This is a genomic window from Marinovum sp. E3, assembly GCF_055755275.1.
The window spans coordinates 927,642-942,551 of the sequence record NZ_CM146908.1 but is presented as its reverse complement, the minus strand read 5'-3'; the positions used below and the strand labels follow the sequence as shown (position 1 = coordinate 942,551).

The window sequence follows — 14,910 nt, the reverse complement described above, 5'->3', positions numbered from 1 at the left end:
CTGCGCCGGGGCCTCTCGGCCAGTGGGGGAGACGAGGCCCCGACGCGAGGACCGGACGGGTTCAGGACGGGATCGGCCGGTTCCGTTCCACCCGGAACAGGTTGATCTTCTGCCGGTCCTGCTGCGGCGTCGCGCCAAAGGCCCGGCGGTACTGCCGCACCAGCGGCGCGGTGGCGCCATAGCCCACCGCCGCGGCAATGCGCGCCATGCTGTCGTTGGAATACAGCACCAGCTGGCGCGCGGCGTTCATTCGCAGGTTGCGGTAATAGCGCGACGGGCTCTGGCCGGTGGCGGTCTTGAAGTTGCGTTCCAGCTGGCGCGGCGACAGCCCCACCAGCTGCGCCACGTCGTCCACGTTCACCGGATCCTCGATGTGATCACCAAAGATGCGGATCGCCTCGGCGACCGAGGGCGGCAACATGTCCGATGTGCTTTCGCGGCGCAGGGTCGGCACCTTCTGCCGCACCCCCTGCCCGCGCATCAGCGGATGCTGGAACCAGCAGGCCACTTCGGTGGTCACCTCCTCGCCCAGCCTGGCATCGATCAGACCCAGCATCAGGTCAAAGACGGCGGCCGCCCCGGACACCGTCAGCCGGTCGCGGTCGATGATGATGACGTCGTCCTCGACCGGGTGATCGGGAAATTCGGCCGCGAAGGCCGCGGCATAACACCAGTGCACGCTGCATCGGTGCCCCGCCAGAAGCCCGGAGCGCGCCAGCGGAAAGACCCCGCCGCTGACCCCGCCGACACGAACGCCGTGACGGCTCAGGCTGCGCAGCCGGCCGTTTGACGGTCGCGGCGTCTCGAACCGGGCCAAAGGGCCGGAGAGCAGAAATAGATAGTCGAGCTCAAGGTCGTCGGCCAGCGCCCGATCCGGGTCGAACCAGATATGCGCGCTGGATTCCACCCGCGCGCCGGTTTCGCCGATCAGCTTCCAGTCAAAGGCCGCCTGCCCCGAGATCTCGTTGGCCGCGCGCAGGGGCTCTATCGCCGAGGTCAGGCAGGACATTGGAAACCCGGGGAAGATCAGAAACCCCAAAGTGGTTGTACTTTCACCTCTGGTCATTGCAATATTCCTGATAGGAAACTTGTTGCGGGTCAAGTGGCTTTCCGGCGCTGGAATTTTCCGGTGGTGAAAATTAGGAAGGTGCGATGATACAGCAAAAACCGGACGCCGCAATGAACGCCAAGGCCCTGTCACAGGATCCGCATCGGGTCGGCGAAGACCGCGAAAAGGTTCTCGAGGTTGCCATCGGCCGCGAGGTCCGCGCCTTCCGCAAACAGCAGAACATGACCGTGGCCGATCTGGCCAAGGCCTCCGGCCTGTCGATCGGCATGTTGTCCAAGATCGAGAACGGCAACACCTCTCCCTCGCTCAACACCTTGCAAACGCTGTCGCATGTGCTGAGCGTGCCGCTGACCGCCTTCCTGCGCCGGTTCGAAGAAAAGCGCTCGGCGGTGCACACCAAGGCCGGGCACGGTGTCGAGATGGAGCGCGACGGCACCCGGGCCGGCCATCAGTACAACCTGCTCGGTCACATCGGCTCGAATTCCAGCGGCGTGATGGTCGAACCCTATCTGATCACCCTGTCCGAAACCTCTGACGTCTTCCCCACCTTCCAGCACGAGGGGATCGAGACGATCTACATGCTCGAAGGCGCGGTCGATTATCGCCACGGCACCGAGGTCTTCCGGCTGGAACCGGGCGATACGCTGTTCTTTGACGCAGATGCGCCGCATGGGCCGGAGGTGCTGGTGCGCCTGCCGATCCGCTACCTGTCGATCATTTCGTATCCACAGGCCAACTAGCCGCGGCCGCCCGCCCGGCACCACAGTTCCTGATCCCGGATTGCCCGCAAAGCAGGCAGACCGCCGAATTCGGCGGCATCTGGCTCGGTGTGTGCATGGCCCGATATTCTTTACAGGAAAAATTGTTTCTTGAAAGTTGATGCGCCCGGCTCTACCCGATAGGCTTCGAGTCAACCACAGGAGAGGGTCTGCGCCATGTGCGGAATCGTTGGATTATTTCTCAAGGACAGGTCGCTCGAGCCTCGGCTCGGCGCGCTTCTGACCGACATGCTTGTCACCATGACCGATCGGGGCCCGGACAGTGCCGGCATCGCGATCTATGGCGGCGAGGCGGCCGGCAGCGCCAAGCTGACGGTGCAATCCGACGACCCGCAGGCGGATTTCGCAACCCTGGCCGAGGAACTGGGCAGCGTCATCGACGCCGCGGTGAGCGGCGCGGTCAAAGACAGCCATATCGTGCTGACCCTGCCGGCCGACAAGGTGGCCGCGGCGCGCCAGGCGCTGCCGGAGCTGCGGCAGGGCGTGCGGGTCATGAGCACCGGCGCGGCGATGGAGATCTACAAGGAAGTCGGCCTGCCCCGCGACGTGGCTGCCCGGTTTGCCGTCTCGCAGATGAGCGGCAGCCATGGCATCGGCCACACCCGCATGGCCACCGAATCCGCCGTCACCACGCTCGGCGCGCATCCGTTCTCGACCGGCCTCGACCAATGCCTGGTTCACAATGGCTCGTTGTCGAATCACAACGCCCTGCGCCGCAAGCTGCGCCGCGAAGGCATCCATATCGAGACCGAGAATGACACCGAAGTGGGCGCCGCCTACCTGACCTGGAAGATGCAAACCGGATCGAGCCTGGGCGAGGCGCTGAAAAGCAGCCTGGAGGATCTCGACGGCTTCTTCACCTTTGTCGTTGGCACCAAGGACGGCTTTGGCGTGGTGCGCGACCCGATCGCCTGCAAACCCGCCGTGATGGCCGAGACCGATCAATATGTCGCCTTCGGCAGCGAATACCGCGCGCTGGTCAACCTGCCGGGGATCGAGACCGCCCGCGTCTGGGAGCCTGAACCCGCAACCGTTTATTTCTGGAACCACTGAGATGCAGACATTCGATTTGGAAGCGCAAGGCCTCCGCGCCCTGAACGCAGCGCTGCACGCGCAGGCCGAGACCCTCAGCCAGGCCAACTGGGAAGTCGTGAACGCCAAGGGCAGCCACGCCATTGCCGTCGGCCTTGACGCGCCCATCGAGGTGACCGTGAAGGGCTCCACCGGCTATTACTGCGCCGGGATGAACAGCCAGGCCACGGTGCACGTCCACGGCTCGGCCGGACCGGGCGTGGCCGAGAACATGATGTCGGGCACGGTCATCGTCGAGGGCGACGCCAGCCAGTACGCCGGGGCCACCGGACACGGCGGGCTCTTGGTGATCAAGGGCAATGCAAGCTCGCGCTGCGGTATCTCGATGAAAGGGATCGACATCGTGGTGCATGGCAACATCGGCCATATGTCGGCCTTCATGGCGCAATCCGGCAATCTCGTGGTGCTGGGGGATGCCGGTGACGCGCTGGGGGATTCACTCTATGAGGCGCGGCTCTTCGTGCGCGGCGGCGTCAAGAGCCTCGGCGCCGATTGCATCGAGAAGGAGATGCGTCCCGAGCATCTGGAAATCCTGGCCGACCTGCTGGAACGCGCCGGAGCCGACGCCAAACCGGAAGAGTTCAAACGCTATGGCTCGGCCCGCAAGCTCTACAATTTCGACGTCGACAACGCGTCCGCGTATTGAGGAGATGGACATGAAAGATCAGACAATCGACACCCTCCCGCGGACCGAGCCGATCCAGTCGGCGACCTTCTCGAATTCGATCAACGCCGAGATCCGCCGCGCGGCGCATACCGGCATCTACGACATCCGCGGCGGCGGCGCGAAGCGGCGGGTGCCGCATTTCGACGACCTGCTGTTCCTCGGCGCCTCGATCTCGCGCTACCCGCTCGAAGGCTACCGCGAGACCTGCGAAACCAAGGTGACGCTGGGCACCCGCTTTGCCAAGACCCCCATCGAGTTGGACATTCCGGTGACCATCGCCGGCATGAGTTTCGGCGCGCTCTCCGGCCCCGCCAAGGAAGCGCTGGGCCGGGGCGCCAGCGCCGCAGGCACCTCGACCACCACCGGCGACGGCGGCATGACCGAGGAAGAGCGCGGCCATTCCAGCAAGCTTGTCTATCAGTACCTGCCCTCGCGCTACGGCATGAACCCGCGCGACCTGCGCCGGGCCGACGCCATCGAGATCGTCGTGGGTCAGGGCGCCAAGCCCGGTGGCGGCGGCATGCTGCTCGGTCAGAAGATCTCCGACCGCGTGGCCGGCATGCGCAACCTGCCCACGGGCATCGACCAGCGTTCGGCCTGCCGGCACCCGGATTGGACCGGGCCGGATGACCTGGAGATCAAGATCCTCGAAATCCGCGAGATTACCGGCTGGAAGGTGCCGATCTACGTCAAGATCGGCGGCACGCGGCCCTATTATGACACCACCCTGGCGATCAAGGCGGGTGCCGATGTGGTCGTGCTCGACGGCATGCAGGGCGGCACTGCCGCGACCCAGGACGTGTTTATCGAACATGTCGGCCTGCCGACGCTGGCCTGCATCCGCCCGGCCGTTCAGGCGCTTCAGGATCAGGGGCTGCACCGCGAGGTGCAGCTGGTGGTTTCGGGCGGCATCCGCACCGGCGCCGATGTGGCCAAGGCCGTTGCGCTGGGGGCCGATGCGGTGGCCATCGGCACCGCCGCGCTGGTGGCCCTGGGCGACAACGACCCGAAATGGGAGGCCGAATACCAGAAAATGGGTACCACCACCGGCGCCTATGACGACTGGCACGAAGGCCGCGACCCGGCCGGCATCACCACCCAGGACCCTGAGCTGATGGCGCGGTTTGACCCGATCGAGGGCGGCCGGCGGCTGAAGAACTATCTCAAGGTACTGACCCTGGAGGCCCAGACCATCGCCCGGGCCTGCGGCCACAACCATCTGCACAACCTGGAACCGGAAGACCTCTGCGCGCTGACCATGGAGGCGGCGGCCATGGCCAGGGTGCCACTGGCCGGCACCGATTGGTGGCCCGGCAAGGCGGGGTTCTGACATACGACGGCGCGGCTCCCGACGGGGCCGCGCCGTTGCGCAAGAGGATGCAGGGGGAGCCCCCCGCGCCACATACCGACAGAGAGGAACACGACCACATGCCCAGAGATCAAGTGGCGCCCGACGCCCGGACCGACCTTGCCGCCTTTGCAGCCGCGCGCGACATCAAGTATTTCATGATTTCCTTCACCGATCTGTTCGGCGGCCAGCGGGCCAAGCTGGTTCCCGCCGCTGCGATTGCCGACATGCAGCAGGACGGCGCAGGCTTCGCCGGCTTTGCCACCCATCTCGACATGACGCCGGCCCACCCCGACATGCTGGCGGTGCCGGACCCGGCGTCGGTGATCCAGCTTCCGTGGAAACCCGAGGTCGCCTGGGTCGCCGCCAACTGCGTGATGGAAGGCCAGGACGTGGCCCAGGCGCCGCGCAACGTGCTGCGCCGGCTGATTGCCGAGGCCGCCGACGCGGGCCTGCACGTCAAGACCGGCATCGAGGCCGAGTTCTTCCTGCTGACCCCGGACGGCGCCCAGATCAGCGACGAATACGACACCGCCGACAAGCCCTGTTATGACCAGCAGGCGGTGATGCGGCGCTATGACGTGGTGCGCGAAATCTGCGATTACATGCTGGAAATGGGCTGGGGCCCCTACCAGAACGACCACGAGGACGCCAACGGCCAGTTCGAGATGAACTGGGAGTTCGATGACGTCCTGAAGACCGCCGACAAGCATTCCTTCTTCAAGTTCATGACCAAGTCGGTGGCCGAGAAACACGGCTTCCGCGCCACCTTCATGCCCAAGCCCGTCGAGGGGCTGACCGGCAACGGCTGTCACGCGCATATTTCGGTCTGGGACGCGCCGGGCGAGCACTCCAGGACCAATGTCTTTGCCGGCGAGAAAGGCGACAGCCCGACCGCCGAGCTGGGCCTGTCGGAACAGGGCAAGCACTTCCTCGGCGGCATCATGAAACACGCCAGCGCCCTGGCCGCGATCACCAATCCGACGGTCAACAGCTACAAGCGCATCAACGCGCCGCGCACCATGTCGGGCGCGACCTGGGCGCCCAACACGGTGACCTGGACCGGCAACAACCGCACCCATATGGTGCGCGTCCCCGGGCCCGGCCGCTTCGAGCTGCGGCTGCCTGACGGGGCTGCGAATCCCTATCTGTTGCAGGCGGTGATCATTGCCGCCGGCCTCAGCGGCCTGCGGACTCGGGCCGATCCCGGCAAGCGGTACGACATTGACATGTATGCCGAGGGCCACAAGGTTCGCGGCGCGCCGAAACTGCCGCTCAACATGCTCGATGCGCTGCGCGGCTATGACAAGGACAAGGACCTGAAGTCGATGATGGGGGAGGAATTTTCGGCCGCCTTTCTCAAGCTGAAGCGCGAGGAGTGGAATTCCTTCGTGTCGCATTTCTCGCAGTGGGAAAAAACCCATACGCTGGACATCTGAAGCCCGACCGCGGGGGCCGTTGGCCGGCAGCCTCGACATGACCCCGCCCCGGACCCCGATCCGGGGCCTCCCGGTCCCTGTAGCATGGGACCCCGGATCGGGGTCCGGGGCGGACAATGTCCGGTGCCGCCGGGCCGCGCCGCAGGCTCGTTCCGACGCATGAAAACTTTTCTCTTGACTTAACTGGGATACTAGTACTCTTTAGGAGCCAGAAGAACACGCCGGCCGCGCGCCCCGGGAGAGAACGGGCGCCGGTTCGGCGGAAACCAACGGATGTGACAAAGGGAGGACCGCGGCCCGCGAGACCGGAGCGACCCGGCAAACCGATCACCGGTTTCCACCAGGGTCCGCCGCCTGCGCGCCGCAGCAGATCGCAGGTCTGATCCCGGCCCCGGGCGATGCCTGTTGCCGGACATGCGTCACAGGCCAATCCATTCAACTGGTTACGACATCCAAGGGAGGACACCATGTACCAGAAATTCACCACCACGCTCATCGGTGCGGCTGCGGCCGTCGCCCTGCTCGGCACCGCTGCCACGGCCGAAACCTGGCGCGCCTGGAACATCCACAGCGAAGGCCACCCCAACACCGCCGCGATGGACCGTTTTGCCGAGTTGGTGGAAGAGAAGACCGACGGCGAAGTCACCATCGAGGTGTTCCACGGCGGCGTTCTGGGCAGCCAGCCCGACGCGCTCGAGCAGGTGCGCCTTGGCGCCATCGAAGTGGGCAATTTCAACCTCGGCCCGATCGGCCCGATGGTGAAAGAGGCCAACCTCGTCTCGCTGCCCTTCATCTTCAAGAGCGTGCCGCACATGTTCCGCGTGCTCGAAGGCGAGGCCGGCGACATGGTCTCGGATGCCATGGGCCAGGCCGGCCTGCTGCCGCTGGCCTGGGTCGATGCCGGCGCGCGGTCGTTCTACACCCAGAAACCGATCAACACACCCGACGATGTCGCCGGTCTGAAGATCCGGGTGATGAACAACGATCTTTACACCGCGATGATCTCGGCCATGGGCGGCAACCCCTCGCCGATGGCCTTTGGCGAGGTCTATCAATCGCTGAAAACCGGCGTTGTCGACGGTGCGGAAAACAACTTCCCTTCGTTCAAGAACGTGGCGCATTACGAGGTGACGACCAATTACTCGCTTTCCGAGCACCTGATCATCCCGGAATGCATCTGCGTCAACACCTCGAAGTTCGAGGCGCTCTCGCCCGAGCTTCAGGATGCGGTGCGGGCCGCGGCGGAAGAGGCCGGCCTCTATCAGCGTGAGCTCTGGGCGGTGCAATCGGAACAGGCGCGCAAGGATGTCGAGGCCGCCGGCGTCATGGTCAACGAGATCGCCGACAAGACCCCGTTTCAGGACGCGATGGTTGCGGTCTATGACGATTACCTGGCCGCCAACCCCGACATGCGCAAGCTCGTCGAGATTGCCCAGTCGACCGAATAACGCCTGACCGACACCCATTCGGAAGCGCCCGGTCCCCTGCGGTCCCGGGCGCTTTTCGGGAGAATACAATGAACGATACCCCCGAACTGCCCCAGGGCCTGCGCGCGTTTGAACGTGTCTTCGACGCGATCGTCTGGATCTGCCGCGTCGTCGCCGGCGTGGCGCTGGTTGTCATGACCGTCATCTTCGGCTGGCTGGTCTTTGGCCGCTACGTGCTCAACGACACCCCCACCTGGGTCGAGCAATATGCGCTTTTGCTGGTGATGCTGATCGCCTTTCTCGGTGCCGCCGTCGGCGTGCGCGAGAACACCCATCTTTCGGTCGTGGCCTTCCGCACCCTGGTGCCGGCGCGCGTTCGCACCCTCTTCGTGATCTTTTCGGATCTTTTCATGGCGGTCTTCGGAGCGCTGATGCTCTGGTACGGGGCGCTGCTCACCCAGTTCAAATGGAATTCGCTGATCCCGCTGATCCAGATCAGCGAAGGCTATCGCTCGCTGCCGCTGACCGTCGCCGGCGGATTGATCCTCGTTTTCTCTCTCGGCCATCTGACGCGTGTCTTCCTGGGCCGCGACACACGCATCGACCACATCGAATAAGGGCAAACCCAATGGGACTCATGCTGCTTCTCGGGCTGTTTGCCTTCTGCGTCGTCATCGGCACTCCGGTGGCCTTCGCGCTCGGCATCTCGGCCATCGCCGCCTTCTGGTACGAAGGCCTGCCGCTGATGGTGGGCTTTCAGCGGATCATTTCCGGCATCAACGTCTTTTCGCTGATGGCCATCCCGTTCTTCATCTTTGCCGGCGAGCTGATGTTTCACGGCGGCATCGCCATGCGGCTGGTCCGCTTCGCCTCGGCCGCCGTTGGCGCGGTGCGCGGCGGGCTCGGCATCGTCAATGTCTTTTCCTCGATGCTCTTCGGCGGCATCTCGGGCTCGGCCATCGCCGATATCTCGGCGCTGGGCTCGATCCTGGTGCCGGTGATGAAGGACAAGGGCTATGACGCCGATTACGCCGTCAATGTCACCGTGACCTCCTCGATCGCCGGGATCATCATCCCGCCGTCGCACAACATGATCATCTTTGCCATCGCCGCGGGCGGCGGCATCTCGATCTCCAAGCTCTTTCTCGCCGGCGTCGTGCCCGGGGTGCTGATGTGCCTCTGCCTCGCCGCCGCGGCCTATGTCGTCGCGGTCAAGCGCGGCTACCGGGCCGAGCGCTTTCCGGGCTGGCAGGCGCTGGCCTTCACCTTCTTCAGCGCCATCCCCGGACTGCTGACGGCGGTGATCATTGTCGGCGGCGTGCTTTCGGGCGTCTTCACCGTCACCGAAAGCGGGGCCTTCGGCGCGATCTATGCCTTCCTGGTGACGCTGCTGGTCTATCGCAACATCACCTGGGCGAACTTCAAGATCGCGGTGTCCTCGTCGGTCAAGACCACCTCGATGGTGATGATCCTGATCGCCTGTGCCGCGGCCTTTGCCTATATGCTCACCTTCTACCGGGTGCCGAGCCTGACCATCGAGCTTCTGACCGGGCTGACCGACAACCCGATCCTGATCCTGCTGATGATCAACGCGGTGCTGCTGATGCTCGGCATGATCATGGACATGGCGGCGCTGATCCTGATCTGCACGCCGATCTTTCTGCCGGTGGCCAACAGCTTGGGCGTCGACCCCTACCAGTTCGGCATGATCCTGCTCGTCAACCTCGGCCTCGGGCTCTGCACCCCGCCGGTGGGCTCCTGCCTGTTCGTCGGCTGTGCCGTCGGCGGGCTGCCGATGGAAAAGGCGGTGCGCACGATCTGGCCGTTCTACATCGCGATCTTCGTGGCGCTGATGCTGATCACCTTCGTGCCGGCGATATCCCTCACCCTGCCGAGCCTGATCGGCGTGTAACCCAAAACTTCAACCTGAGGTATCTACTGTGAACCAGACTTTCGGAAACACCGGCCTGAAAACCAGCCCCATCGTTTATGGCTGCATGGGCGGCGCCGGCGCATTCGGCGCGCAGGAGGAGACCGACTCGATCGAGGCGCTGCGCGCCGCCTTCGATGTCGGCATCAACTTCTTCGACACCGCCGAGGCCTATGGCGCCGGCTATTCCGAGCAGCTCCTGAACCGCGCGCTTGGCGCGCAGCGCTCGGAAATCGTGATCTCCTCCAAGGTCGCGGAACAGAACGCCGCGCCCGACGACGTGATCACCGCCTGCGAGCGCAGCCTCAAGAACCTGGGCACCGATCACATCGACATCTACATGTTGCACTGGCCCAACCGCGACGTGCCCCTGGCCGAGACCCTCGGCGCGCTCAAATCGCTGAAGGACGCGGGCAAGATCGGCCATTACGGCGTGTCGAACTTCGGCAGCGCCGATCTCGACGAGGCGCTGGCGCTGGGGGAGATCTCGGTCAACCAGTTGCCCTATCACCTGTTCTACCGCGCCATCGAATTCGAGGTGCAGCCCAAATGCGAAACGGCCGGCGTGCCGATCATGTGTTATTCCTCGCTGATGCAGGGGCTGCTGGCGGGCAAGTACCGCTCGTTGCAGGACTTCCCGGTCAACCGCGCCCGCACCCGGATGTTCGATCATCGCAAATGGGCCGAGGTGGTGCACAAGGAAGAGGGCGCCGAAGCGGCCGGCCAGGAGCTGCTCGATGCGCTCTGGACGCTGACGGAAGAGACCGGGCTGAGCATGGAAGAACTGGCCATCGGCTGGCTGAAATCGCGCCCTGCCGTGGGCGGCGTGATCGTCGGCACGCGCAACGGCGAACAGAGCCGCGGGCTCAAGAAGCTTCTGGATGTGGAGCTGGAGGCTTCGGTGTTGCAAGCGCTCGACGGTGCCTCGGAGCCGCTCAAACAGGCGCTTGGCGCCGATATCGACATGTGGGGCAAGGGCCGCACCCGCTAACTCCCCTGCCCCGCACTGTCGCCCTCTCTGCCCCGATCGGCAGGGAGGGCGTTTCTGTTGGGCGTGCCGTCAGATCGCCGGCAACGCGCCAACCATCGCTTTCAGCACATCGTCGCCGGGCTTTGTCCACCAGTTTGCGGCCGAAAAGATCTCGACCTCGACGAGCCCGTCGAAGCCCTGCTCCTCGACCATGCGGCGAAAGGCCGGGATGTCGATCACCCCTTCGCCCATCATGCCGCGATCGGTCAGCATGTCCTGCGTCGGGCTCATCCAGTCGCAGACATGGAACGCGAGCAGACGTTCCTTGCCGGCACGCTCGATCTGCGCCGCGATCTCCGGGTCCCACCAGATGTGATAGACATCCAGCGCCACGCCGATCCCATCGCCCAGCTGGTCGCAGATATCGAGCGCCTGGCCAGTGGTGTTCACGCAGGCGCGGTCGGCGGCATACATCGGGTGCAGCGGCTCGATGCCGATCTTGACGCCCTGCGTCCGGGCATAATCCAGCGTCTTCGCCAGCCCCTCGGTGACGATCTCGCGCGCGCCGACAAGGTCTTTCGACCCCTCCGGCAGCCCGCCCACCACCATCACCAGGCATTCGGCGCCAATGGCGGCGGCCTCATCTACGGCGCGCTTGTTGTCGTCGATGACGCCTTGTGTCAGCGCGCCCTCTGCGGTGTACCAGCCGCCCCGGCACAGCCCCGAAACGCCCAGCCCGGCGTCGCGGATCAGCCTGGCGGCCCGGTCGACGCCGCAGTCCTGCAACTTGTCCCGCCAGGGAGCGATGCCGCCGATGCCGTGGCGTTTGCAGCCTTCGATACATTCCTCGAGGCTCCATTGCTTGCTGACGGTCGCGGTGTTCAGCGACAGGTCGGATGCGGAAAGCGTTCTCATGCCGAGACCCCTCGTGCCTGAAACACCGGCGTGGCGCGGCGCACCACGTCCTCGGGGTCGGTAAAGAGCTGTGCCGCATTGGCCAGCCGGATCGCCTCGGCCAGATGCAGGGTGGAACGCGCGCTTTCCTGGCCGCCAACCATGGTGAAATGATCCTGATGCCCCATCAGATAGGCCATGAAGACCACCCCGGTCTTGTAGAACCGCGTCGGCGCCTTGAAGATGTGCCGGCTGAGCGGCACGGTGGGATCGAAGGCGGCATGATAGGCTGCGTCATCGCCCTCGGCGAGCGCGCTCAACGCCCGGCAGGCGGCCCCGGCAATCGGGTCGAAGATGCCCAGCAGCGCATGGGAAAACGCTTGATCGTCGCCCTTGATCAGCTCGGGGTAATTGAAGTCGTCGCCGGTATACATCACCACGCCTTCGGGCAGTCGGCGGCGCATCGCGATCTCCTTCTCGGCCGAGAGCAGCGAGACCTTGATGCCGTCGATCCTGTCGGCGTTGTCGGCGATGACCGAAAGGCAGGTTTCCATCGCCTGCATGTGGTCGGCGTCGCCCCAGTAGCCCGCCAGCGCCGGGTCGAACATCTCGCCCAGCCAGTGCAGGATCGCCGGCTGTTTGAGGCCCGCGAGCACGCGGCCATAAACCCGGGCGTAGTCCTCCGGGCCCTTCGCGGCCTGCACCAGCGCACGGCTGGCCATCAGGATGACACGAGAGCCGGTGGCTTCGACCGCTTCGCATTGCATCTCGTAGGCCGCGATCACGTCGTCGATGCTGACATCAGGGCCTGGTGCCAGATGGTCGGTCCCTGCGCCGCTGGCGATCAGCGCGCCTTCGGGCGCGGCGTCCATGCTGCGCCCGATCAGCTCCAGCGAGGTGGTCCAGTCGAGCCCCATCCCGCGCTGCGCGGTGTCCATCGCCTCGGCCACGCCGAGGCCCAGCGACCAGAGATGCTGGCGGAAGGCCAGCGTCCGGTCCCAATCGACGGCAACGCCTTCGCCCGGGTCGACCTCGGCCAGCGGATCGGCCACTACATGGGCCGCCGCATAGGCGGTGCGGGTCCAGGTGCCGCCCGGCACCGGGGTCGGGCCGGTGGTGATCTCGAGCGGGGCGGTGCCGCCGCCAGGGGTGGGAAGGATCAATTGTGCCATGTCAGCCCCCTCAGATGTCGAGCGCGGGCACGTCGAGCCAGCAGCGCTTTTCCGAACTTTCGTAGCCCAGTTCCGCCAGCTGCACGCCCTTGGCGCCCTCTTCCAGCGTGTAGGACCACGGGCCATCCTCGACCACATGGCGCAGGAATTGTTCCCATTGCACCTTGAAGCCGTTGTCGAAGACCGTGTTGTCGGGCACCTCCACCCAATCCTCGAAGAAGTTCATGGTCTGCTTCTGGTCCGGGTTCCAGACCGGCTTCGGCGTGTTCACCCGCGCTTGGCTGTAACAGGTGTGCAGCCCGGCCACCGCGCTGCCATGGGTGCCGTCGATGTGGAAGGTCACCAGATCGTCACGGCGCACACGGGTACACCAGGAGCTGTTGATATGGGCGATGATGTCGCCCTCGAGTTCGAAGGTGGCATAGGCGGCATCATCGGCGGTGGCTTTGTAGGGGTCACCGTTTTCGTCCCAGCGCTCGGGGATATGGGTCACGGCGTTGCAGGACACCGCCTTGACCGGGGCGACCACGTTGTCGAGCACGTAGCGCCAGTGGCAGAGCATGTCCGAGACCATGCCGCCGCCGTCCTGCTTGCGGTAGTTCCACGACGGGCGCTGCGCCGCCATCCAGTCCCCTTCGAAGACCCAATAGCCGAATTCACCGCGCACGCTGAGAATCTTGCCGAAAAAACCGCTGTCGCGCAGGCGCTTGAGCTTGACGAGACCGGGCAGATCGAGCTTGTCATGCACGATGCCGTTCTTGACGCCCTTGGCCTTGGCATGTTTGGCAATCGCGACGGCCTCTTCCAGCCCTTCCGAGACCGGCTTTTCCGAATAGACATGCTTGCCCGCGTCGATCGCCTTGCGCAGCAGACCGGGGCGCATCTGGGTGCTGGCGGCGTCAAAGAAGATGGTGTCATCGGGGTTGGCCAGCGCGGCATCGAGATCGGTGGTGTAACGTTCGACGCCGTGTTTGGCGGCCAGCTCGGCGATCTTCTTTTCGTTGCGGCCGACGATGATCACGTCGGGCACCAGACGATCACCGTCTTTCAGCAGCATGCCGCCCCGATCGCGGATCGCCAGAACCGAGCGGATCAGGTGCTGGTTCATCCCCATCCGTCCGGTAACACCATGCATGATGATGCCGATGCGTTGTTGTGCCATGGTCTCTTCCCTTGCTTGAAATCCCGCCGGGCCATCCTCTGACCCGATGTCCTCCACCCCGCCGCCGCGCTTGTCCGATGCCAGGCGCGCGGCAGTGATTCCCTTTGCCTACCGGTTGGTAGATCATAAGTTACCAATTAGTAGGTTATGCCAAATGTGTCAAGCGCCGGCATGCCGCCACCCCGCCGATCCAGCGATTGGCGGGACCAGCCGAAGCACGGCGCATCCGGGAAACAGGGCGAGATTACAACAGGCTGGCGCCGCGCATTACGGGGCGGCGGGTTCGGCGGACTTGAGGTAGCCGATGATCATGCCGGCGGCCTTTTCGGCGTGGTCCTTCAACCAGGCCTCGCCGATCGGCGCCTGAAAAACCACCGACAACGTGTGCATGTTGGAGATCGGGAACCAGCAGACCGAGGCGATGAAGATATAAAGCTCGACCGGGGTGATGCTGGCACGGAACAGCCCGTCGTCATGACCGCGCCGCAGGATCTCCTCGACCCGCTGCAACAGCACCGACTGAATATCGGTGGCGTCGTCAAGGTCACGGATCGTCGCCCCGCCCATCAGATTTTCGGTGTTGAGCATCCGGATGAACCACGGGTTGCTCCAGAAGTGGTTCATGGTGAACTTCACCAGCGCGCGGATCGCCTCTTCCGGCGCCAGCGTATCCAGGTTGAGCGTCATCTCGCCCTGGCGGATCTGCACATAGGCCTCGCGCAGGGCGGCGGCATAGACCGCATCCTTGTCGCCGAAGTAATCGTAGATCATCGGCTTGCTGACACCGGCCCGGGCAGCAATGCGGTCAACCCTGGCGCCGGAATGGCCGACCTCGCTGAATTCCTGAAGAGCGGCGTTGAGAATGGCGGCGCGGGTCACCTCCGGGTTGCGCTTGCGGTCCTTGCGGATCGGGGTCACTTGCTTGGCCATTCATCCTCGTCACTTCTGGTCAGACGCACAT

The 14,910-nt window shown here is 64.8% G+C and carries 14 protein-coding genes; 9 read left to right on the top strand and 5 right to left on the bottom strand.

The window, feature by feature from the left end; all coding sequences use genetic code 11:
• Positions 1 to 61: 61 nt before the first annotated feature.
• Positions 62 to 1,009 carry a GlxA family transcriptional regulator gene (locus tag AC0J5K_RS04650; RefSeq protein ID WP_148562914.1) on the bottom strand — a complete coding sequence of 316 codons (948 nt, stop codon included), beginning with the start codon at positions 1,007 to 1,009 and terminating at the stop codon, positions 62 to 64.
• Positions 1,010 to 1,152: 143 nt separating this feature from the next.
• On the opposite strand from AC0J5K_RS04650, the gene AC0J5K_RS04645 reads away from it, so the two are divergent.
• From AC0J5K_RS04645 to AC0J5K_RS04605, 9 genes are all read left to right on the top strand, one after another.
• Complete coding sequence (locus AC0J5K_RS04645; RefSeq protein ID WP_244526414.1) at positions 1,153 to 1,809, top strand: helix-turn-helix domain-containing protein; 657 nt, start codon at positions 1,153 to 1,155, stop codon at positions 1,807 to 1,809.
• 195 nt (positions 1,810 to 2,004) lie between these two features.
• Positions 2,005 to 2,901 (top strand): class II glutamine amidotransferase, encoded by an 897-nt coding sequence (locus AC0J5K_RS04640; RefSeq protein WP_274564729.1) that lies wholly within the window; start codon positions 2,005 to 2,007, stop codon positions 2,899 to 2,901.
• Position 2,902: 1 nt separating this feature from the next.
• On the top strand, positions 2,903 to 3,586 hold the full coding sequence (locus AC0J5K_RS04635) for a GXGXG domain-containing protein (protein WP_274564728.1): 684 nt from the start codon (positions 2,903 to 2,905) through the stop codon (positions 3,584 to 3,586).
• Between the two features lie 10 nt (positions 3,587 to 3,596).
• Positions 3,597 to 4,937, top strand: a complete 1,341-nt coding sequence (locus AC0J5K_RS04630; RefSeq protein ID WP_274564726.1) for an FMN-binding glutamate synthase family protein — start codon at positions 3,597 to 3,599, stop codon at positions 4,935 to 4,937.
• A gap of 98 nt (positions 4,938 to 5,035) precedes the next feature.
• Positions 5,036 to 6,394 carry a type III glutamate--ammonia ligase gene (gene glnT / locus AC0J5K_RS04625; protein ID WP_274564724.1) on the top strand — a complete coding sequence of 453 codons (1,359 nt, stop codon included), beginning with the start codon at positions 5,036 to 5,038 and terminating at the stop codon, positions 6,392 to 6,394.
• A 467-nt stretch (positions 6,395 to 6,861) separates the two neighbouring features.
• Positions 6,862 to 7,842, top strand: a complete 981-nt coding sequence (locus AC0J5K_RS04620) for a TRAP transporter substrate-binding protein (RefSeq protein ID WP_048530375.1) — start codon at positions 6,862 to 6,864, stop codon at positions 7,840 to 7,842.
• Positions 7,843 to 7,910: 68 nt separating this feature from the next.
• Entirely contained in the window at positions 7,911 to 8,438 is a 528-nt protein-coding gene (locus AC0J5K_RS04615) for a TRAP transporter small permease (protein WP_274564720.1), read from the top strand.
• Positions 8,439 to 8,449: 11 nt separating this feature from the next.
• Complete coding sequence (locus tag AC0J5K_RS04610; RefSeq protein WP_048530372.1) at positions 8,450 to 9,733, top strand: TRAP transporter large permease; 1,284 nt, start codon at positions 8,450 to 8,452, stop codon at positions 9,731 to 9,733.
• A gap of 28 nt (positions 9,734 to 9,761) precedes the next feature.
• The gene (locus AC0J5K_RS04605; RefSeq protein ID WP_074834667.1) at positions 9,762 to 10,742 is read left to right on the top strand and encodes an aldo/keto reductase; all 981 of its coding nucleotides are present in this window, start codon (positions 9,762 to 9,764) and stop codon (positions 10,740 to 10,742) included.
• A 69-nt stretch (positions 10,743 to 10,811) separates the two neighbouring features.
• Here AC0J5K_RS04605 and AC0J5K_RS04600 read toward each other — a convergent pair whose 3' ends face one another.
• The 4 genes from AC0J5K_RS04600 to AC0J5K_RS04585 all read right to left on the bottom strand — a co-directional run bounded on the left by AC0J5K_RS04600 (position 10,812) and on the right by AC0J5K_RS04585 (position 14,879).
• The gene (locus tag AC0J5K_RS04600; protein ID WP_274564716.1) at positions 10,812 to 11,636 is read right to left on the bottom strand and encodes a sugar phosphate isomerase/epimerase family protein; all 825 of its coding nucleotides are present in this window, start codon (positions 11,634 to 11,636) and stop codon (positions 10,812 to 10,814) included.
• Positions 11,633 to 12,787 carry a dihydrodipicolinate synthase family protein gene (locus AC0J5K_RS04595; protein ID WP_274564714.1) on the bottom strand — a complete coding sequence of 385 codons (1,155 nt, stop codon included), beginning with the start codon at positions 12,785 to 12,787 and terminating at the stop codon, positions 11,633 to 11,635. The genes AC0J5K_RS04600 and AC0J5K_RS04595 overlap by 4 nt, the downstream gene beginning before the upstream one ends.
• Positions 12,788 to 12,797: 10 nt before the next feature.
• Positions 12,798 to 13,949: a Gfo/Idh/MocA family protein gene (locus tag AC0J5K_RS04590; protein ID WP_274564712.1), complete on the bottom strand. Its 1,152-nt coding sequence runs from the start codon at positions 13,947 to 13,949 to the stop codon at positions 12,798 to 12,800.
• A 267-nt stretch (positions 13,950 to 14,216) separates the two neighbouring features.
• The gene (locus AC0J5K_RS04585) at positions 14,217 to 14,879 is read right to left on the bottom strand and encodes a TetR/AcrR family transcriptional regulator (protein ID WP_074834660.1); all 663 of its coding nucleotides are present in this window, start codon (positions 14,877 to 14,879) and stop codon (positions 14,217 to 14,219) included.
• Positions 14,880 to 14,910 lie beyond the last annotated feature (31 nt).